Here is a 20,207-nt window from a genome sequence, read left to right on the forward strand (position 1 = left end):
GTGCGGATGCGGAGCGGACGAGTGGGTGAGTGGGGGTGGATCAGTGCGCTGCGGGCGTCTGGACGACGTCGACCGGTGCCGCGTAATGGCAGGCCGCCGTGTGGTCCGTGCCGAGGACGGCGGTGGCGGGGTCCTCGTCCCGGCAGCGCGCCTGTTCGCTGTCACCGAGTCCGGCGTACTTCGGGCAGCGGCCCGCGAACCGGCAGCCGGACGGCACGTCCGCGGGGCTGGGCAGATCGCCGCTGAGCAGGATCCTGGTGCGTTCCCGCTCCTTGCGCGGGTCGGGCAGCGGGACCGCGGACAACAGCGCCTGGGTGTACGGATGGGAGGGCGCGGCGAAGACGTCGTCGGCCGCGCCGAGCTCCACGATCCGGCCGAGGTACATGACCGCGATGCGGTCGGCGATGTGCCGTACGACGGACAGGTCGTGGGCGACGAAGAGATAGCTGAGCCCGAGGCGGGTCTTCAGCTCGTCGAGGAGGTTGAGGACGCCCGCCTGAATGGACACATCGAGGGCGGAGACCGGCTCGTCGAGGATGACCAGCTTGGGTTCCAGCGCGAGGGCGCGGGCGATGGAGATGCGCTGGCGCTGGCCGCCGGAGAACTCCTGCGGGTAGCGGTCGGCGTGCTCGGCCTCCAGGCCGACCATGTCGAGGAGTTCGGGGATCCGGGCGGCGATGCGTTCCTTGTCCCAGCCGTGTGTCTTCAGCGGCTCGGCGAGGATGTCACCGACCGGCATCCGGGCGTCGAGCGCTGCCATCGGGTCCTGGAAGACGATCTGCATGTCGCGGCGGAGGCCCTTGCGGTCCGCCCGGCTCAGACCGCGGATGTCCTTGCCGAAAACGGTGACGGTGCCGGCCTGGCCGCTGGGCAGGTCGAGGATCTCCAGCAGGGTGGTGGTCTTCCCGCAGCCGGACTCGCCGACCAGGCCCAGCGTCTCGCCCTCGCGGACGTCCAGGCTGATGCCGTCGACGGCCCGTACGGTGCCGACCGTACGCTTGACGATCGCGCCCTTGGTGAGGGGGAAGTGCTTGACGAGGCCGTCGAGTTCGAGAACGGTGGGGCGCTCGGCGCGCGGCAGCCGCTCGATCGCGCCGGCTTCCGGCAGGACCGGCACCGGATAGACGGCGTCGCGGTCCAGCCCGGCGTCGATCTCGTGCGCACGATGACAGGCGGTGGGGTGCCGGGAGCCCTCGGCGATCGTCAGCTCCGGTTCCCGCGTGCGGCATTGATCGATCGCAATGGGACAGCGCGGGGCGAAGGGGCAGCCGGGCGCCAGGTCGACCATCTTGGGCGGGTTGCCGTCGATGGGGGTGAGGGCACGGCGCGCGGAACCCTCCGCCCGGACCTCGTCCAGCCGCGGGATCGAGCCGAGCAGGCCGATGGTGTACGGCATCCGCGGTGCGTAGTAGACCTCGTCCACCGGGCCTGCCTCGACCGGCTTGCCCGCGTACATGACCTGCACGCGGTCGGCGAATCCGGCGATCACTCCCAGGTCATGGGTGATCATGACGATCGCGGCGCCGGTGACCTCCTGGGCGGTCTTGAGCACCTCCAGGACCTGGGCCTGGATGGTCACGTCGAGGGCGGTGGTGGGCTCGTCGGCGATGATGACCTGGGGGTCGTTGGCGATGGCCATGGCGATCATCGCCCGCTGGCGCATACCGCCGGAGAACTCGTGCGGGAACGCGTCCACCCGACGCCTGGAGTCGGGGATGCCGACCACATCGAGGAGTTCGACGGCCCGTTTGCGGGCGACCTTCTTGTCCAGCGACTGGTGGACCCGGATGGCCTCGATGATCTGGTCGCCGACGGAGTAGACAGGGGTCAGCGCGGACAGCGGGTCCTGGAAGACCATGCCGATGTCCTTGCCGCGGATCTTCGACATGGCGGCGTCGCCGAGGCCGAGCAGTTCGCGCCCGGCGAGCTTGACGGAGCCGGCGACGTCGGCGCTCTCGGGAAGCAGGCCGAGTACGGCCATGGAGGAGACCGACTTGCCGGAGCCGGACTCGCCGACGATGCCGAGCACCTCGCCGGGTCGCACGGCGTAGGAGACGCCGCGGACGGCCTGCACATCGCCTGCTTCGCTCGGGAAGGAGACCGTCAGATCGCTGACGTCGAGGACGGGCTGCGCCGCGTCGAGAGCCTCGGTGGGCTGGGACGGCCTGGTCTCGGTCACCGTCGGGGTCCTTCCTGGGGCGCGCGGTGCGCGGGGTGCTGATGCCGGTGCTGGGGGTGGGGGTGGGGGTGGGCGGCGCGGTTCACGAGGCGGCGCCCTGGCCGCCGGCGGACGTTCCGGGCCCGGTGGGCCGGGCACCGGCAGCCGTCGCCTGAGCGGGAACCGCGGTGGTGGACGGGCTCCGCTGCGTCAGCTGCTTCTTCTTGCGGGAAGCATTCTTGCGGGACGAACGCGCCTTCGCGCCCGACGCATTGGGGTCGAGAGCGTCGCGCAGCCCGTCGCCGACGAAGGAGATGGAGACGCCGATCAGCACCAGGCAGCCGGCCGGGAAGAAGAACAGCCACGGGTAGGTGGAGGCATTGGTGGTGTTGTCGGCGATGACCGTGCCGAGGGAGACATCGGGTGCCTGCACACCGAACCCGAAGTACGACAGGCTGCTTTCGCCGATGACCGCGGCGCCGACCTGGATGACGGTGTCGATGATCAGCATCGAGGCCATGCTGGGCAGGATGTGCCGGAAGATGATGACCGGCGCGGGGACACCCATGTACTTGGCGGCCTTGACGAACTCACGGTCCTTGAGCGTGAAGGTCATGGAACGGACGACGCGGCCGGTGACCATCCAGCTGAACGCACCCAGCAGGACCACGAAGATCAGCCAGGTGGCGCCGCGGAAGGCGGGCGACAGGACCGCGATGATCAGGAACGAGGGCATTACCAGCAGCAGGTCGACGATCCACATCAGCACCCGGTCGGTCCAGCCGCCGAAGTACGCGGCGAAAGCACCGACGGTGGCGGCCAGGAAGGTGGAGATGACTCCGACCAGGAGGCCGATGATCAGCGACTTCTGCAGCCCGCGCATGGTGAGCGAGAAGAGGTCGACGCCGCCTTGCGTAGTGCCCCACCAGTGGTCCCCGGAGGGGCTGGAGAGGAAGTTCATGAAGTCGTGCTGCTGGTAGTCCCACTTGGTGAGGAACGGGCCGCCGTAGGCGCCGAGAAACAGCAGCACCAGCAGAAACAGTCCGAACAGTGCGAGTCGGTTCCGGGCGAAGCGACGGACCGTCAGCCGCAGTCGTGAGGTGCGGGCCTTGGCGGCGCGGTCTTCGGATGCACCGGGCGGGACGGGGCCGGGGACCGGTTCGGTCGCGGGGGGCAGCTGGACGCTCATCGCGCGCTCTCCTGAGGGGCGGTGGGGGTGGGGGCCGGTCGGCGATGGGGTGCCTCCCAGCGGTAGCCGGGGTGGGGGCACCTCCCAGCGGTAGCTGAGGGAGTCAGCGGACCCGTACGCGCGGATCGAGCGCCGCGTACAGCAGGTCGGACAGCACCCCCGCGATCAGGACCAGTACGGCGGTGAACAGCCCCACCGTGGCAACGGAGTTGACGTCCTGCTTGTTGATCGAATCGACGAGCAGCTCGCCCATGCCGTGCCAGCCGAAGGTCTTCTCGGTGAAGGTCGCACCGGTGAAGAGCAGCACGATGTTGTAGACCAGCAGGGGCACGACGGGCAGGATCGCGGTCCGCAGCCCGTGCTTGACCAGCGCCGTTCGCCGGCGCAGCCCCTTGGCGCGGGCGGTGCGCAGGAAGTCACTGCCGAGGACGTCGAGCATGGTGGAGCGCTGGTAGCGGCTGTAGAGCGCGACCTGAAGGATGATCAGGGTGAGTGCCGGGAGCAGCATGTGCTGGCCGCGGTTGACGAGGGCGTCGAAGTTCCACTGCCCCGCGTACTGCGGGTCGTACTCACCGAGCACCTTGATGGTCTGCGAGCCGTCGTTCAGTGCGGTGGCGCCGATCTTCAGCGCGACGCCGATCACGAATACCGGCATCGCCAGCACGAAGAACGAGGCGAGGGTGGTGAACCGGTCGAAGAAGCGGTACTGGCGAATGGCGCCGAATGCGCCGAGCGCGACACCGCCGAGGGAGCCGACGAGGGTGGCGATCAGGAGCAGCCGGGTGGAGACGCCTACCCGGCGGCCGAAGTCGTCGTTGACGTCGTCACCTTCGATGGTCTTGCCGAGGTCACCGTGGACGACGCCCTCCGCCCAGTGTCCGAACCGGGACAGGATCGGGGTGTCCGGGTTCATGTTGTAGTCGTCGAGCGTCTTGGTGATCGACGACGCGGGCAGCGGTGGGTTACGGCCCTCGAACTTGGCGCGGGGGTTGAGGCTGAGCCCCGCCAGGAAGTAGGTGAGGGAAGCAGCGACGATCACCAGCACCAGGTAGTTCGCCAGCCTGCGCAGCAAATAGCGGCCCATGGTGATGTCTCTCCCTCGCGCGCACCGATTCAGCCAGGTGCAGCTGAGGTGGGGTCGGTACGGATCGAGCACATCTTTCATGTATTCAACACGTTTGTCGATAACGAGATGTTCACGGTGAGATAACGCTAACTAACCTGTCGACCAAGGACATTGTGCACGCTGCCTGCAAAATCGATGGCCGTTGCGGTCACACGCTTGGCATTCCCAGGCGCCGACCGCTCCCCGAGGTAGCGATACCCGATATCCGGACACCCCGCGAACGTGACGCGGAGGAAAGTCAGTTGACGAAGACTTTACGACAGCTGAGGCATCCAGAGCGTGCGAGGGGCCTTCGAAGGTCTGCGTACGCCGGTCCGTGCGGCCACGCGCCGAGCCCTCACATCGCGTCCGCCGTGACGCGGGCTCATGGGGTCCGTATCCGTGGGGCAGAGTGCGTCACAGGTCGAGGACGATGTCCTGGCGGGGCTGTGAGCAGCAGGTCAGGGCGTTGCTCTCGGCGGGTGGCGCGACGGGGGCGGGGTCGTAGCTGACGCTTCCTCCCAGGAGGCCGGTTTCGCAGGTGTGGCATACGCCGGTGCGACACGACCAGCGCACGGGCACGTCGCAGGCCTCGGCCATCTCCAGGAGCGTGCGGTACTCCGGTTTCCAGGGGACGGTGAGGCCGCTGCGCGCGAAGGACACCGCGGGGCCCGTTCCGGGGGCGCCGGCGGGCGGGTGCGGTGGGTGGGCCGGTGTGGGGGCGATGCCGGGGGTGACCGCGGGGCCGGCGCCGAAGACTTCCGTGTGGACCTGTTCGGGACGCAGTCCGATGCCGGTCAGGGCGTCGGTGAGGTCGTTCATGAAGGCGGTGGGGCCGCAGAGGTAGGCGTCGGCGTCGGCGGGCAGGCCGAGGCGGTCGAGGAGTGCGGCGGACAGGTGCCCGGCGTCGGTGTAGTCGGTGCCTTGCCGGTCCTCGGGCCGGGGGCGGCTGTAGCAGATGCGGGAATGACTGTGGGGCAGCCGTTTCAGCAGCTGCCTGCTCTCCTCGGCGAAGGCATGATCGTCACCGTTGCGTGTCCCGTGCAGCCACCACACATGCCGAGTCACCCGGGAATCCGCCAGCGCGCGCAGCATGGCCATGACCGGTGTGGCGCCCACCCCCGCCGAGGCGAGGATCACGGGCGCGGTTCCGGGGGCGAGGGTGAAGGTGCCGCGGGGTGCGGCGGCCTGCAGGGTGTCGCCGCTCCGGACCCCGGTGTGGATCCGGGTGCTGGCGGCGCCATGGGGCTCTTGTTTGACGCTGATGCGGTACTGGTCGCCGCCCGGCCGGCCGGACAGGGAGTAGCTGCGTACCAGCTCCGGTCCGTCCGCCTCGGGCTCCAGGCGCACGGTGAGGTACTGGCCGGGTGCGGCGGCGGGCAGCGGCGTACCGTCGGGGGCGGCCAGCCACAGGGAACGAATGCTCCGGCTCTCCCTCTCGATCCGTGCCACGGTGAGGGGGCGGAATCCGGCCCAGGCCGGCCCGGGGCCGGCATCCCCGGCATGCAGGCCAGCGTTGCCGGCGGCGCCCCCGGGTCCTCGGTCGGCCTGCTCCAGCAGCGCTCGGAAGGAGCCCTGCCATCCCGGGCTGAGCGCGTCGATGCGCAGCGCCTGCTCGATCCGGTCCCCGGTGCGCTCGGTCAGATACAGCAGACCGTCGACCTCGGTGACGGTCATCCGGCCGGGCCCCGTGGCGATTTTGACGATGTCCTGCCCGGCCTCCACTTCGCCTTCGGTGATGACCCGGAAGTAGAAGCCCGGCCGCTTGTGGGACACCAGGAGGGCCGGCATCCGGGCGTCATCCATCCGCAACCCCACCCGGTAGCAGGTCACCCGGGGCTGGCTCACCTCGAAGACGGCGTCCCCGATCCGGTAGTGGTCCCCGATGCACACCTCGTCGTCCGCCAGTCCCTCCACGGTGAAGTTCTCGCCGAACTGGCCGAGCACGAAATCGTCGCGCCCCAGTTCCCGCTGCCAGTAGCGGTAGGAGTCGAGCTGGTAGACCATCACCGCCCGCATCTCGCCGCCGTGCCCGGCGAGATCGCCTTGACCGTCACCGTCGATGTTCAGTCTCCGTACCATCCGGGGGCCGGTGACCGGGCTCTTCCAGATGCCCGTGTGCACCGTCCGCCCCTGCCAGGAGACGTCCTTGGGGAGACCCACGTTGACGGAGACGAGCCTGGCCACGACGTCCACCTCACGCGCTGACGGCCCCCACCTGTCCTTTCGATCGTAACCACGCCGGACCCGCAGGCGCTCGGTCACTCCCCCGCCCTCCTCACCCACGATGATGACGACGCCCACGGTGATGAGGCCCGGACCTGCCCTCGTCGCCACTGCCCGGGAGCCGGGACGACTCGTGCCCGTGCAGCGGCGCCGCCCGCCCTACCGCCTCCCCGGAAGCGCATCCTCCAGCTCGTCGATGCTGCCGGACATGAGGGCGGGGAGGTGCTCGGTGAGATGCTCGACCGGCCAGTCCCACCAGGCCACCGCCAGCAGACGGGCGATGTCCGCGTCGTCGAAGCGACGTCGGATGAGGCGGGCCGGATTGCCGCCGACGATCCCGTAGTCAGGGACGTCATCGACGACAACTGCCCCGGACGCGATGACCGCGCCGTGGCCGATGCGGACACCGGGCATCACCGTGGCCCGGTATCCGAACCAGACATCATTGCCGACCACGGTGTCGCCCCGGCCGGGCAGACCGGTGATCAGATCGAAGTGTGCGGCCCAGGAGCCGCCCATGATCGGGAAGGGGAACGTCGAAGGACCGTCCATACGGTGGTTGGCGCCGTTCATGAGGAACCGCACCCCCTCCCCCAATGCGCAGAACTTCCCGATGACCAGCTTCTCCGGCCCGTAGTGGTAGAGCACATTGCGGGTCTCGAAGGCAGTCGGATCGTCGGGATCGTCGTAGTAGGAGAACTCCCCGACCTCGATCAGCGGCGAGGTCACCAGCGGCTTCAGCAGCACCACTCGCGGCTGTTCGGGCATCGGATGCACCACGGTCGGATCGGCGGGCAGGGCAGGCACCATGGCGCTTCCTCACATCACAACGAGCGGCAGACGGACTCCCCATGATCGCAACCCGCTCCCGCAACGGGCCACGCATTTCCCCGCCGGTGCGGTCCCCCGCCGAAGCGGCCGTTTCCCGGTCAGTCCCCGCCCCCGGACGGCTGGAACGGGTGGAGGTAGAAGTGCTCGCTGCCGGCGCCGGAACCGGACTGCCGGTACGACTGGCTGAGATGGCCGTTGGCGAGGACCTTGGCGAAGAGCCCGGTGGCGCTGACGACGAACATGACGATATTCGGCCAGTGATAGACGGGATGGATGAGGTGGAGGTTCTGGGTGTCCCGTTGCCATCCGCCGGGGGCGGGCTCACCGTTGGCGCCGTGGCACGCCCAGACGTTCAGGTAGCTGCCGGGGTGCTGGGACGTCTGGCCGCCCTCCACGTCCACGCAGTACCGCCGCCCGTCCCGCCCGCGTTGGAAGCTTTCCATCCGGTACAGCGGCACACCGTTCACGGTCCGGAGATTCCGCAGGTGCCAGAGCTGGTTCGGGCCACCGTTGGGGCGGTAGATGTCAACGGGAACACCGTTGGCCACCTGGCCGCCCGCAACGTCGATGAGTTGCCGGTTGCCCTCGTTGCTGATGGTCAGGTCGACCGGCTGGGCGCCACCGCGCATGGCTGCGAAGCCGACGGGCCAGTGGTCGCTGTCGGTGTTCGACAGGACGGTGGCCTGCCAGTTCTCCGTGTGGACGCTGGAGACCAGGTAATCGAGCTCGCGGCCGCTGTCCTGGGTGCCCTGGCCGGGGTTGTAGAGGAAGGTATCCGCGGGCAGTCCCGCACCGTCGAGTTCCTGGGGCGTGCGGTTGAAGTCGCCCAGCACGGCCCAGTTCCAGGGACGCCGCCGGTCGGTGGCGACCCGCTGCGCCGCGTGGACCAGGGGCGCGGCATCCCCGCCGCCGCGCGCCGAGGCATGGATGGAGGCGAACAGTGTGTTGGAGCGGGTGGTGTAGACCCCGAGCAGTGGCCGGTAACCGCCGTTCTGCGTGGTGATCTGCAGGGCCTGATCGGCTCGGAACGAGGTGACCATGCCCAGATCCTGGCTGGTGGTCCGCAGGACGTACAGCCAGCGCTGATACCCGCCGAAGTCCCACCGGTACTCCGTCACACCACCGAGGTCGCGCTCACGGGTCATGCCGAACGGCAGTTGCAGCGGCACCTCCTGCAACGCCACCACATCGTGGGTGCTCGACAGCGTCTGGACGCGTGTCCAGCGAGAAGTGCCGCGCAGCATGTTCCACGTGGCGGGTCGGTGGTTGGCGGGGTTGTCGACCGCGTGCGCCGTCACGGGCGTCAACAGCAGTCCGGTGAAAGCAAGGATGAGCGTGGTCAATACGGCCACACTGCGCTTCCCTGAAGTGGTCCGTCTCATGCGGTGACGCTATCGGCGAATTACTGACCGCAACAGTCGGTTTCGACTCGCTCAGGCCTTTTCTTTCGGTCCGGAGCACGATGCCGCAGCCCCGCTTCCGACCCGCTGTCCCACGGAGTTCCCCGCGCGACAGCATTCCGGTTCCCGAGCCTTTTACCGCAGCGCGCACCTCGTGGTCCAGGGCATCTCCGAGACCCGCCGTAAACGGACCCGGACACTCCCGGGCGATTTCCCGCCATTGGCGTCCGGAACCATCCCGAAGGGCCATGGGTGCGGTAGGAAAGGGGCCGGTCCGCGGAACTTCCCAACCGGTACCGGAGGAAGAGGAAGTGGATGAAGGACATGGACGGTACGCGCCCGGGGTTCGGCCGGCCGCACCGGCAGCGCGGCCGGGTGGCGCCCGGCAGCGGTACCGGGAACCGGAGCCGCGGTCCGCTCTGGACGGCACGGCTCACTCTCGGCCGGGTGACGCACCGGGCCCGACGTCCGGCCCACCCTGCGGACACACCTGGAGCCTCCGGCCGCGGACCGATGGGAATCGCCCGGATACCCCGGGCACCGATTTTCCTGACCTCCCGCGCTGATTCCTGAAAACTCCCGCAAGCTACGGGAGACTCCGCCAGGTCACGGGGCATCCTGGGAAGTCACCATCGGAATTCCGGCATGTCATGGACCGTACGGGAAACATCCAAGGCGGTGCGGGGAGAGCTATTCGTGCCGCGCAGCCGTGATGGCTGGCGATCGAATTCCGCATTTCCCGGGTACACCGCCGGGACTGCTCTACTCCGGCGCTTCCGGATCCTTTCAGGTGTTCACCAACTCTTGCCCATGGCAAGGGGGGTCATTCCAGCGTTGACGGAGGTGACTCCAGTTTTGACGGGGTCATTCCAGTGTTCTCGGAAACGGAGAAGATGATGCGAAGACACATCCGTGCCGCGGTGGCGGTGGTCGCGACCGCGCTCCTCACCCCCCTGCTGACGGCGAGCCCGGCGCCGGCCTCGCCGGCCCGGTCCACCGACGGCGCCCGCAAACCCGCTGACTGCCGCCCCGCCCTCCAGGTCCTGGGCTCCCTGCCCGGTCCAGGAGGCAGCCAGGTCAAGGGACTCGGACCGAAGGCCCTGGCAGTGGGAGCATCGCGCGGCCTGCCCGTGTACTGGACCGGCACTCGGGTACACCGCGTACCGCTGCCCGCCGGATTCACCGGCGGTGAGGTCGCGGCCGTCAACGCGAAGGGGCTGATGGTCGGCTCTCTGCACCACGCGGACCGGACCGCCGCCTTCAGCTTCCGCGCCGGGGCCCGCAGGGTGACCCTGCTGCCGGAAGGGGCCCATGCGGCGGACGTCAACGACCGGGGTCTGATTGTCGGTGACGGGCTCAAGGGCGGCGCCCTCATCGGTCTCGAATGGGACGGCGCCCGGATCCACCGCCGGCTCGCGCCGCCGGCCGGGTACTCGCTCACCTCGGTGACCGCCCTCAACAACGCCGGGCAGATCGCCGGTTCCGGCGAGGCCGTCAAGGGCGACGAGTCGTGGTCGGCGGGCTTCTTCTGGTCCGCCCGGAGCGGCGCCGCGGCCGTACCGCTCCAGCCGTTCTGGCCCTCGGAACTCCCCTACGACTACTGGTACCCGCGGGACATCGACCGCGCCGGACGGATCGTGGGCACTCACGACTACATACACCTGGACACCCGGACCCCCGCCCAGTGGCTTCCGCCGTACGCGACCAGGAACGAACCGGGGCTGCTCGGGGAGCGCACCAGCGGCACCTTCGAGGCCATCAGCCCCACCACCAACGTAAGTGTGGGCACCGCTATGGACAGCCACATGGACGGGCCGTTCCCTCCGGAGACGGCGCCGCCGGAGCAGGCCCAGATATGGCCGGGCACCGGACCCCTGCTGGCGCTGCCCCGGCTCTCCACGAAGGGCGCCTCCCAGGCGTACGCCGTCAGCGACGACCAGCGCGTCGGCGGCTCCGCGGCCGACGCCGCGTCGACCCCCCGTGCGGTCGTCTGGACCTGCGCCCTGCGGCAGGCATACCGGCCCTGACCTCGTTCCACGGCCGGCAGGGCACGGAGGCGTACTCGCCCCGGCGCCATGTGCGCAACGGCACCGGTCACTGGACCGGCCCCACCCGTCCGGGACAGGGCGGGGACAGGGCAGGGACAGGGACGAGGCCCGGGTCGCCGGCCCCGCGGTCGTCCTCGTCCGCGGCAACGCGAAGCACCCGGTGCGGGACATGAGTGCGGCCGGGCAGAAGGACCCGCGCTACCGTCCTCCGCGGGCCTTCGCCCGACCGCTCTCGATCAGCAGGTGCCGGGGGCCGCGCAGTACGGGGCTGCGCCGGTAGGGCGGCGGATCCTCGACCAGCCGGGGGTGGTCGAGGTGCTGGATGAGCTCGTCCAGCGCGATCTGCGCCTCCAGACGGGCCAACGGCGCGCCGAAGCAGCTGTGGATGCCGCTGCCGAAGCCGAGGTGCTGGTGGTCCTCGCGAGTCGGATCGAAGCGGTCGGGGTCAGGGAACCGCCGGGGGTCGCGGTTGCCGGAGGCGAGCATCAGGATGAGGGGCGCGCCCTTGGGGATGGTGACGCCCGCGACCTCGATGTCGGCCAACGGCGTGCGCTGGGGGAGCATCTGGACAGGTGGCTCGTAGCGCAGCAGTTCCTCGACCGCTCGGGGCACCCATGCGGGTTCGCTGCGCAGGCGGGCCAGCTCGTCCGGGTGGCGCAGCAGCGTGAGGACACCGTTGGTGATCAGGTTGACGGTTGTTTCGTGACCGGCGATGAGCAGCAGTACGGACGTGGTCATGATTTCGAGCGGGGTGAGCTGCCCCTCGGAGCTGTCGCCGCTGACGAATGCGGAGAGCATGTCGTCGGACGGGTGGGCACGGCGCTTCTCGGCGAGTTCGCCGAGATACAGACCCATCGCCTTCCGGGCCGCCACGGCCGCGCGCGGACGCTCGGCCGGGTCTTCCCCCGGCGTGGGGTCGATGCCGGCGACGATCGCGTCCGACCACTCACGGAACTGCGGCTCGTCCTCGATCGGCACGCCCAGGAGCCGGCAGATCACGGTAACGGGCAGCGGATAGGCGAAGTCGTCGACGACGTCGATCCGGTCCTTTCCCGTGAAGGCGCCGATGAGGTCCTTGACGATCCTGGTGATGGCGCCGTGCATGCCCTCGATCCGGTCCGGCGTGTGGGGCGGGCCGAAGGAGCGCATCGCCAGGCCGCGCAGCCGGTGGTGTTCGGGGTCGTCGAGTCCGATGAAGGCCGGCGGGAGCCCTTCCTGAGCGACGTCGGTCTCGTCCGGGACGGTGCGGTTGCGCCGGTCCGAGCTGATCCGCGGGTCGTGCAGCAGAGCTTCGATCTCGTCGTAGGTCCCGACCAGGTAGCTGCCGTCCTCCTGCCGTACCACCCCCTCTTCGCGCAGCTCGGCGTAGAGCGGATAGGGGTTGGCACGGTTGGCGTAGTCGGTGATCCGGTGGAACAGGTTGTCCGCAGCCATGCGCGGGGGCTCCTCATCGCTAGGGAGTGGCGGTGGTCTCAGCGGGCCGGTTGCACCACGGTCAGGCGGCGGTCCGGCAGATGGCCGGTGAGGGCGACGGTCGGTCCGTGCGACAACATCTTCGGGTCCGGTACGTCGGAGGGGACGGGCTCCGGGGACTCGCGCCGGTCGGCGGCGCCCGGCGCGGGCGGAAACGGCGCCGCCGTCTCGATCAGCCGCCGGTAATACTCCAGCGACTTGGCCTGGTTCACGCTCACCGCCGCCGTGACGCGCCCCCGGTAGCCGTAGACGGCGACCAGCCGGGCGTCCTTCAGGGATCCCTGGGCAATGACCACCTGGTCGGAGAAGGTGGGCACGCCGACCGACTTGATGTTGAGGCCGAACTGACCGGACCAGAAAGCCGGTACCGACAGATGCGGACGTCTGCGCGGCCCCGGACTGACCATGTTGTGGGCCGCCACCTCCGCCTGGGCGACCGCATTGCCCCAGTGCTCCAGGGAGAGCAGCTGATACTCGAACAGCGGGTGCGGGAACCGGGCCACATCGCCGGCCGCGAAGATGTCGTCGGTGACGATCCCGTACATGTCGAAGGCCCGGCACCCCGCGTCGCAGGTCACTCCCCGCGGGCCCGCGGCGAGCCCCGACTCGGCCAGCCACTCGGTGTTGCGGACCGCGCCGAGGGCCACCACGGCGACATCGGCATCGATCCTCGTGCCGTCGGAGAACTGTGCCCCGGTGAGCCGGCCGTCGCCCTCCAACGCGGTGACCGTCACCCCGCAGCGCAGATCGACGCCATGGGCTCGCTGCAGCTTCGCGGCCAGCGCGCCCAGCGTTCCGCCGAGCGCACCGACCAGAGGCGCCGGGCCCCGCTCCGCGACCGTCACCGCAAGACCGCGCTCCCGGCAGGCTGAGGCGATCTCCGAACCGGTGAAGCCAGCACCGACGACCAGAACCCGTCGCGGTCCGGCGTCAAGACGTTCCGCGAGACGGCCCGCGTCCTCGCTGGTGCGCAGGGTGAACACCCCGTCCAGGGCGGCCTCGGCGGGTTTCGGCCAGGGCCGGGCACGGGTTCCGGTCGCGATCAGCAGCCGGTCGAAGGGCACCTGCTCGCCGTCGGCGAGGAGGACCTGTTTGCCCACCGGATCGAGTCCGGTGGCGCGCACACCCAGTTTCCAGCGCGCGTCCACCTCGCAGCGCTGCGGCAGCCCGGTCCGGTCCGCCGGAGCCATTCCGAGCAGCACCTGCTTGGACAACGGAGGCCTGTCATAGGGGGGATGCGGTTCCTCCCCGATCAGGGTCAGCGTCCCGGTGAACCCCTCCTCGCGCAGCGTCTCGGCGGCCCGCAGCCCCGCGAGCGACGCACCGACGACAACGATGCGGCCGTCGCGTCGTTCACCGTCCACCGGCGCCCGCCTCCTCGCCCACGACGATCGCCTGCACCGGACATGCCGCGGCGGCGCGAAGGACGCGTTCCTGCTGGTCATCCGGGACGGCCGGGGTGTACAACAGGGCCTCCTCGCCATGCATCGTGAACACGCGGGGGGCGAGGAAGGCGCACTGCGCATAGCCCTGGCACCGATTGAGATCCACGACGACGTTCATCCCGCGCCACTCCTCCCACCGCCACACCCGTCGTCTCCGTCCTACAACCGGTCATGGTGCGGCGCACGCGGTACTGGGCCGTCCGGGGTTACGGGGTCAGTGGCCACCGTGACCCGTGCATCCGCACGCCGGCCGTACCGCACCCGACGCCGGGACAACGTCACTCCCCTCACTCCCCTCACTCGGGCACCGCACACCGATGCTGCCGCGTCACGGTGTCGCTCCCCACCCGCAGACGGATGCCGAGACCATGACAGAATCAGCGGAGGAAAGACTCAAAGGAGTGACAACCGGACGGAGTTCAGCCCCGCTGTCAACAGAGCGAGGAGCCGCAATCACGGCCCGTATGGCTCATTCAAGTCCCATTTCTTGACTGGCACGGACGGGTTGGACACCATCCGAACACCCGTTGATGGTGGGCTCGTTGGGCCGCGAAGCCGACAGCGGATGCCATGCGTACGGGGATAAAACGGAGCACGGCCGGGTTAATTGCGGAGCGAGATGAGTAACATCCAGCCAACCGCAGATCGATCAGGCAAGAGAGAGCAGGCTGATTCATGTCAGACTCGGAATTCGCTGTGCAGGTGACTGCCAAGCTGAAGAGCATCGCGAAGGAGATCGACGAGCTGCAGAAGCTCCGGACGAAACTGGAGGACCTGCAGCAGCACCTCGGAACGGCTCCCGGGAAAGCAGAAACTGTCACACCGCAGCCCGTGGAGGCCGACGCCGCGATGACGAAGCCGGTCACCACACCGGTGGACAAGCCGGTGACCGTGCCCGCGGCACGGCGCGCGAAACCTGCCGCGCCGAAGGTCAAGCCGGCGAAGAAGCCCCCGGCCAAGGCGGCGGGCAGCGTGAAGAAGGCACGCAAGGCCACCCCGGCCCGGGGCAAGGCCCGGCAGCGGAACGCCACCCGCGTCGACCGCGTTCTCGGACTGCTCGACGAGCAGCCGCGGACGGTGACGGAGCTGACGAAGCTGCTCGCGCAGGAACACCCGGACCACACGGCACCGGAGACCGCCGTGCGCAACACCCTGGAGACCTCGCTCGTCGCCAAGGGGCTGGCGCACCGCAGCAAGCAGGGAAGGAGCGTCTTCTACTCCCTGCCCGCCGCGACTCCCGAGGCCGGCACCGAGACCCGGGAAGCCGATGCCGCGGACGCCACCGAGGAGGCCGCGACCGCCCGCGCCTGACCGGATTCCCGCTCCCGTCTGCGGACGCTGCCCTTCGCCGTCAGCAGACGGGGGGGGCGGGCGGCACGGTGGGGCCGGGTGGACCGAGGGGCGGGCGGCACCGGCCCGGCGCCGCCGTGGGAGCCACCCTGGCAATCAGGTGGCCGGGCTTCTGAGACGATGAAGATCGACAAGAAGCCCTGCAGTGCGAGCGAGCTGTCCGGCGGCCGAGACAGCGTCGCGGCCCGTTAGGGGGTCATATCACCGCAAACACGGTGCTGACGCCGTCGGTGAGGGCAGTCACGAAGGGGCGGCACGGCCGAGTCTTGACGAACTGGCCCTGCCCGATCTTGACTGCCAGGGTCCCACCGCCGCAGGGCCCCCACCAGGGGTGTTGCCCCCCTTACCGAAGGTCACGAACATGACGGTTGACGCCACCGCCGCCACCGAAGTTGATGCCGCCGCCGAAGTCGGACGGTTCCTGCTCGGCGACGCCTTCCCCTGCCTGGCCGGCCGCTCGGCCTGGCGACAAGGTGGCATCATCCACCGCCATTACACATGGTTCGGGGATGACGAGGCGGCCCGGCAGATGGCGGCTGATCTCCAGACGTATGTGGAGGCGGTGGACTGGGCCGCCAAGCCCTTCACGAGCTTCGTGGCCACCTTCTCGGGCCCCCTGAACGTGTCGGAGATCGAGTTCGAGGCGCTGATGTGGCAGCAGCTGCAGGCTGTCCACGATCATGACAGCCTCTCGCACCCCTGGGCCGACGGCTACGACCGCGACCCGTCCTCCGGCGCCTTCGCGTACAGCGTCGCCGGGCATCCGTTCTTCGTGATCGGACTGCACGAAACGCACAGCCGCATCGGCCGCCGCCCGCCCTTCCCGATGCTCGCCTTCAACTCCCACGCACAGTTCGACCGAATAAAGGCCGCCGGGCTGTGGGACCGCCTGCAGGAGAAGATCCGCAAGCAGGACATCGAGCTGCAGGGCAACATCAACCCCAACCTGGTGGAGTACGAGCAGCTCTCCGAGGCCCGGCGCTACTCGGGCCGGCGCAAACCGGCCGACTGGGCCTGCCCCTTCTCCGCTCGGGTGTGAGGGAACTTCATCGGGCCGGGAGCGGTTCGCGCCTCTGACCGGCCCGCCGCCGGGAACCTGCTCCGCCCCCGCAATCGCCGAGATACGTGTACGGACGGCACCCGGCCCTTTTGCAGGTGCGGACGAGGGGACCGGCGCCCTCCCCGTACGGCTCACCCGGCCACGGGAAGGCGTCACGGCGCGCTCAGACGGCCGGCCGTCCCGCGATCCGCTCCTGCCCCGTGCCGGTCCCGCTGCCGGTGCCGGTGCCGGTGCCTCCGATGCCGTAACGGGCCAGCTGACGGTCGTGGAGACGGCTGAGGAGCAGCAGCGAGACGATCGCTCCGAGCAGGGCGCAGGCCATGTCCCACTGGGTGTCCCACTGGTCCCCCTGCGTGGCGAGGAACGCGTCGGCCGCGGCGCCGCCGGCCAGCGCGGTCCACCACTCGATCAACTCGAAGAACGCGCTGAAGGCGAGGCATGCGCAGACGGTCAGCGGGGCGAGCCACTTGCTGCCGCGCAGCGGGGAGGTGCGGACCAGGAGTTCACGGACCAGGATGGCGGGCACGAAGCCCTGCGCCAGATGTCCGATGCGGTCGTAGGGATTGCGGGAGAGGCCCAGGACGTTCTCCAGCCAGTGTCCCAAGGGGACCTCGGCGTAGGTGTAGTGGCCGCCGACGATCAGTATCAGTGCATGCACGGCGAGCAGGCAGCACAGGAGCGGACTGAGCGGAAAGCGCCGCCACACCGCGACCAGCAGCGGCAGGCCGACGAACACCCAGCAGGTCTCCATCATCCATGTGGCACGGTCATGGGGCTGCAGGCCCGACAGCGCCAGGGCGTCGAGCACCGCCACGGCCAGGGCCGGGGGGAGCGTGCGGGATATGGTCATGGCCTTCACGGATCAGCCTCAAAGACGTCGGGTACGGGTCGGGTACGGCTCTGACGGCGCCGCCACCGGGCGGACGGACCGGCCCCGGTCACCCGGCGTATGCCCGGGTGGAGCCGCGGCAACGCCGCACAGCGGAACGAACACTCCGCCGCGCGTGGTCCTCCACCTCAGCGTCACGGCCGCCTCGGGACGATGTCATGAGTACCGCTACTCAGATGCCTCTCCCCTGGCCGGGCTCCTCATGGCCCGGGATGGCCCGGGATGGCCCCGGATGGCCCGGAGACGAGGCATAAAGGGCGGTCGAGCAGGAAGCACGCAGAGAGTGCAGTTTGCTGTCACATGATGTGACACCCGGGTTGAGCTGGCTGTTCGCTGTGCCGCGTGGATGAGGTGAGTGACCCTCGGGTGGGGTTCCTGCGCTCGGATGTGGAGCGGTTCTGCCGGGAGTTGGACGGGCTGGCGCCGGCGTTGCGGATGCGGCTGCTGGAGGAGCTGCGGAGCGCGCTGGTGGGCGCGTTGGACGAGGCCCGGTGGTAGTAGCGGGCGAGGAAGGCGGAGCGGTCCAGGCGGCCGATCTGCACGACCGCGCGGCCCAGCGGGCTGGGGCGGCCCTGGCCTGCAAGGACGGGCAGGATCTGGGAGGCGCGGACGGTCCCCTCGCGTAAGGAGCCCGCCAGACACAGCAGGTCGTCCCAGTTTCGATGATGGTCCGCTTGCGGATGCGGCCGGTGGTCAGCGGGTTGAGCGGGCCGTAGTCGGCCGTCGGGTCGGCGCGTTAGAGCAAGGTGTGCCCGGCGTCCGCAAGGCGCGGGGAGAACTGGTAGCCCAGGAGCCGGAACAGCCCGAAGATCATTTCTGAGGCGCCTGCGGTGTCCGTGGCGATCTCGGTGGGGTTCAGCGAGGTGGGCTGGTCGAGGATGCCGTCGAGCAGGTACAGGCCGTCGCGGCGGGTGCCGGGGATGACGATGTGGTTGAAGCCGCTGTACTGGTCCGACAGGTAGTTGTGGAGCGTGATGCCGCGTGCGGCGAAGTACTTCGGGTCCGGGCCGGAGTTGAGGACTCGCAACGGGGTGGCGAAGCGCAGGCCGTCGGCGGAGGCGAGTTCGCCGCCGCCCCAGTATCCGATGATGGGCAAGGTGGCCTGGTGGTCGACGAGGACGGCGTTGGCGAGGCGGAGGGTTTTGGCGCGCAGGTAGTTCTGCTCGACCCAGAACAGCTGGTCGCGGGAGCGGCCGGGCTCGTCCTCGGAGACCATCGCCTGAACCCCGATGTTGCACGCCTCGGCTACAAGCACCGCTGCGAGCGATACGACGAGGTGTTCGGCGCGGCTGCCGGCCTCGGAGACGTGGGGGGGCTGGAGTTAGCGCGAATGGCATGCCTTGAGGTAGCTGAGGAAGGACGCCTGTACGCCCGTGACATGTGTTTCGTGGAGCAGCGCGCTGGAGACGTCTTGCGACCGCCCTTGGGCATGCAGCTCTTCTACTACTGCCAGCACGTGGCGTGCGACTCCGCGGTACAGAGCGATCTCACCTAGCAGTTCGGCTTGGTTGAGTGTGACGTGCAGCCGTGGAGCGTCGGCGTCCGTGCGGCGCTCCGGAAGCTTGCGAACCAGCTCGAAGACTTGGCTGTCCGGCCCCGTGACGCCAGGACTCCCCGCGCCGACGGTCGCGAACGGAGTCGCTTCGCTGAGCCATGCGTAGAGAGCAAACAGACCCCCGTAGGAGTAGCCGAACAGGCCATGACCCGTGTCGCTGACGTGGAACTGTGCCTGCAGCCGTGGGTGCAGCTCCTTGGTGAGGAAGTCGAGAAACACGTCGGCGTGAGTGTCCGCGAGCTCCTGGAGGTAGGCGTCCATCTGCTCTTGAGTCATCGCGCCCGCATCACGAGCCGTCTCCAGGGCCCCCACAAATTCGCTGCTGACCGGATCGCATGGTGGCACGAGATCGCGGTTGCGCAGCCGAGCCCAGTCCGACGCCTCCTCACCGGCATAACCGACGCTCACCTGGATGTATGGCGCGACCGACAGGTACGGATCCGCTTGAGTCACGATGAGCGGCGCTGTGAGCCCCACGGCGAAATTGCCGTCCATCACGTAGATGAGCGGCAGCGAATCGCTTGAGTCGGCATAGCCGGGGGGCGTGGTGACCCACACGCCATAGCGATGCCCTGACTCTGCTGTGACTTCGAGGTACTCCGTATCGGGCAGACAGCCGTGCAACATGCCGCTCATCGAATGTCCTTCGCAACGAGGCCGCCCTTGACAACGAGGCCAGCCATGTCTGGGTCGGCGAACGCCTTGGCTTCCTGGAGAGGGTCGCGCCGCCAAGCGGCCAAGTCGGCCTGCATGCCGACGCGGATCAGGCCCAGGGTCTCGCCGAGGCCGAGGATGTTTGCGTTGACGCTGGTCGCGGACACCAGGGCCTGCATGGGTGCGCGGTGCTTGGCGGCCAGGTTTGCTGGCAGAACCGCTCCACATCCGAGCGCAGGAACCCCACCCGCGGGTCACTCACCTCATCCACGCGGCACAGTGAACAGCCAGTTCAACCCGGGTGTCAAATCATATGACACCAAACTGCACTCTGTTCCTACTCGACCCCCTAAGGCCGACCGGCAAATGGATCACTTGAGGCGTCGGGTGGTGGGTCGGCCGTCCCAGCGGTAGCGGCTCGTTGCTCGGCGGATCAGTATGCGGAGGGTGACGAGGGCGGCGGCGAGGTAGAGGTAGAAGTCCACGACGCTGCCACTTCTGTCCGTGCAGCGCCGCAGCTTGCCGTAGTCGTTCATCCACGAGTGGGTGCGCTCGACCACCCAGCGCTTACCGGCCTGGATCGGCGCGGGCACTCCTTTGCACGCGATCTCAGCGGTGAATCCCAACTCGGCTATCAGCGCACGAGACTTGGCGCTGTCGTAGCCACGATCGAGGTTGATGTTGACCGTCTCTGGCATTTCGCCGACCTGTGCTTTCGCCGCATCCAGCGTGGGGCCGAGCAGGGGCGAGTCGTGTCGGTTGGCCCCGTCGGAGACGATCCCGAGCGGGACACCGCAGGCGTCGGAGGCGACCGAGCGTTTCAG

At 69.1% G+C, this 20,207-nt stretch carries 17 protein-coding genes and 2 pseudogenes; 4 read left to right on the top strand and 15 right to left on the bottom strand.

All coding sequences use genetic code 11. From position 1 onward, the window contains the following. Positions 1-40: 40 nt before the first annotated feature. The 6 genes from ACWGJY_RS30365 to ACWGJY_RS30390 form a co-directional block, all read right to left on the bottom strand. Positions 41-2,179, bottom strand: a complete 2,139-nt coding sequence (locus ACWGJY_RS30365) for an ABC transporter ATP-binding protein (protein ID WP_453264070.1) — start codon at positions 2,177-2,179, stop codon at positions 41-43. A gap of 82 nt (positions 2,180-2,261) precedes the next feature. Then, the gene (locus ACWGJY_RS30370; protein ID WP_453264071.1) at positions 2,262-3,347 is read right to left on the bottom strand and encodes an ABC transporter permease; all 1,086 of its coding nucleotides are present in this window, start codon (positions 3,345-3,347) and stop codon (positions 2,262-2,264) included. Between the two features lie 103 nt (positions 3,348-3,450). After that, on the bottom strand, positions 3,451-4,431 hold the full coding sequence (locus ACWGJY_RS30375; RefSeq protein ID WP_453264072.1) for an ABC transporter permease: 981 nt from the start codon (positions 4,429-4,431) through the stop codon (positions 3,451-3,453). A gap of 438 nt (positions 4,432-4,869) precedes the next feature. Further along, positions 4,870-6,639, bottom strand: a complete 1,770-nt coding sequence (locus tag ACWGJY_RS30380; protein WP_453264073.1) for an MOSC domain-containing protein — start codon at positions 6,637-6,639, stop codon at positions 4,870-4,872. A 198-nt stretch (positions 6,640-6,837) separates the two neighbouring features. Then, a complete protein-coding gene (locus tag ACWGJY_RS30385) occupies positions 6,838-7,488 on the bottom strand; it encodes a CatB-related O-acetyltransferase (RefSeq protein ID WP_453264074.1) in 651 nt (216 codons plus the stop codon). A 119-nt stretch (positions 7,489-7,607) separates the two neighbouring features. After that, positions 7,608-8,891, bottom strand: coding sequence for an endonuclease/exonuclease/phosphatase family protein (locus ACWGJY_RS30390; protein WP_453264075.1), 1,284 nt, complete (start codon positions 8,889-8,891; stop codon positions 7,608-7,610). Positions 8,892-9,805: 914 nt separating this feature from the next. Here ACWGJY_RS30390 and ACWGJY_RS30395 point away from each other — a divergent pair. Further along, positions 9,806-10,936, top strand: a complete 1,131-nt coding sequence (locus tag ACWGJY_RS30395; RefSeq protein WP_453264076.1) for a hypothetical protein — start codon at positions 9,806-9,808, stop codon at positions 10,934-10,936. A gap of 219 nt (positions 10,937-11,155) precedes the next feature. Here the strand turns inward: ACWGJY_RS30395 and ACWGJY_RS30400 are convergent, their stop codons facing one another. Genes ACWGJY_RS30400 through ACWGJY_RS30410 form a run of 3 tightly spaced genes read right to left on the bottom strand, consistent with a single transcriptional unit; the run spans position 11,156 to position 13,993 of the window. Then, complete coding sequence (locus ACWGJY_RS30400; RefSeq protein WP_453264077.1) at positions 11,156-12,391, bottom strand: cytochrome P450; 1,236 nt, start codon at positions 12,389-12,391, stop codon at positions 11,156-11,158. A 38-nt stretch (positions 12,392-12,429) separates the two neighbouring features. After that, complete coding sequence (locus ACWGJY_RS30405; RefSeq protein ID WP_453264078.1) at positions 12,430-13,794, bottom strand: NAD(P)/FAD-dependent oxidoreductase; 1,365 nt, start codon at positions 13,792-13,794, stop codon at positions 12,430-12,432. After that, on the bottom strand, positions 13,784-13,993 hold the full coding sequence (locus ACWGJY_RS30410; RefSeq protein WP_453264079.1) for a ferredoxin: 210 nt from the start codon (positions 13,991-13,993) through the stop codon (positions 13,784-13,786). The genes ACWGJY_RS30405 and ACWGJY_RS30410 overlap by 11 nt, the downstream gene beginning before the upstream one ends. A gap of 584 nt (positions 13,994-14,577) precedes the next feature. Between ACWGJY_RS30410 and ACWGJY_RS30415 the strand changes: the two genes are divergently transcribed. Together ACWGJY_RS30415 and gntA are read left to right on the top strand one after the other, a co-directional pair. Further along, on the top strand, positions 14,578-15,186 hold the full coding sequence (locus ACWGJY_RS30415; RefSeq protein ID WP_453264080.1) for a hypothetical protein: 609 nt from the start codon (positions 14,578-14,580) through the stop codon (positions 15,184-15,186). Positions 15,187-15,586: 400 nt separating this feature from the next. Beyond that, positions 15,587-16,264, top strand: a complete 678-nt coding sequence (gene gntA, locus ACWGJY_RS30420) for a guanitoxin biosynthesis heme-dependent pre-guanitoxin N-hydroxylase GntA (RefSeq protein WP_453264081.1) — start codon at positions 15,587-15,589, stop codon at positions 16,262-16,264. Positions 16,265-16,448: 184 nt separating this feature from the next. Here the strand turns inward: gntA and ACWGJY_RS30425 are convergent, their stop codons facing one another. Continuing rightward, complete coding sequence (locus ACWGJY_RS30425; RefSeq protein ID WP_453264082.1) at positions 16,449-17,135, bottom strand: DUF2238 domain-containing protein; 687 nt, start codon at positions 17,133-17,135, stop codon at positions 16,449-16,451. A 381-nt stretch (positions 17,136-17,516) separates the two neighbouring features. Between ACWGJY_RS30425 and ACWGJY_RS30430 the strand changes: the two genes are divergently transcribed. Further along, on the top strand, positions 17,517-17,672 hold the full coding sequence (locus ACWGJY_RS30430) for a hypothetical protein (RefSeq protein WP_453264083.1): 156 nt from the start codon (positions 17,517-17,519) through the stop codon (positions 17,670-17,672). 50 nt (positions 17,673-17,722) lie between these two features. Here ACWGJY_RS30430 and ACWGJY_RS30435 read toward each other — a convergent pair. The 5 genes and pseudogenes from ACWGJY_RS30435 to ACWGJY_RS30455 all read right to left on the bottom strand — a co-directional run. Next, a pseudogene (locus tag ACWGJY_RS30435) lies at positions 17,723-17,821 on the bottom strand (hypothetical protein); the annotation flags it as partial. Between the two features lie 89 nt (positions 17,822-17,910). Then, positions 17,911-18,471 (bottom strand): annotated as a pseudogene (locus tag ACWGJY_RS30440) (Tn3 family transposase); the annotation flags it as partial. Between the two features lie 24 nt (positions 18,472-18,495). Beyond that, on the bottom strand, positions 18,496-19,365 hold the full coding sequence (locus ACWGJY_RS30445) for an alpha/beta hydrolase (protein ID WP_453264084.1): 870 nt from the start codon (positions 19,363-19,365) through the stop codon (positions 18,496-18,498). Continuing rightward, the gene (locus ACWGJY_RS30450; RefSeq protein WP_453264085.1) at positions 19,362-19,562 is read right to left on the bottom strand and encodes an amidohydrolase family protein; all 201 of its coding nucleotides are present in this window, start codon (positions 19,560-19,562) and stop codon (positions 19,362-19,364) included. The genes ACWGJY_RS30445 and ACWGJY_RS30450 overlap by 4 nt, the downstream gene beginning before the upstream one ends. A gap of 192 nt (positions 19,563-19,754) precedes the next feature. Further along, a partial coding sequence (locus ACWGJY_RS30455) for a transposase (RefSeq protein ID WP_453264086.1) occupies positions 19,755-20,207 on the bottom strand: 453 nt, incomplete at its 5' end.

The sequence above is a fragment of the Streptomyces sp. NPDC054765 genome (assembly GCF_053612065.1).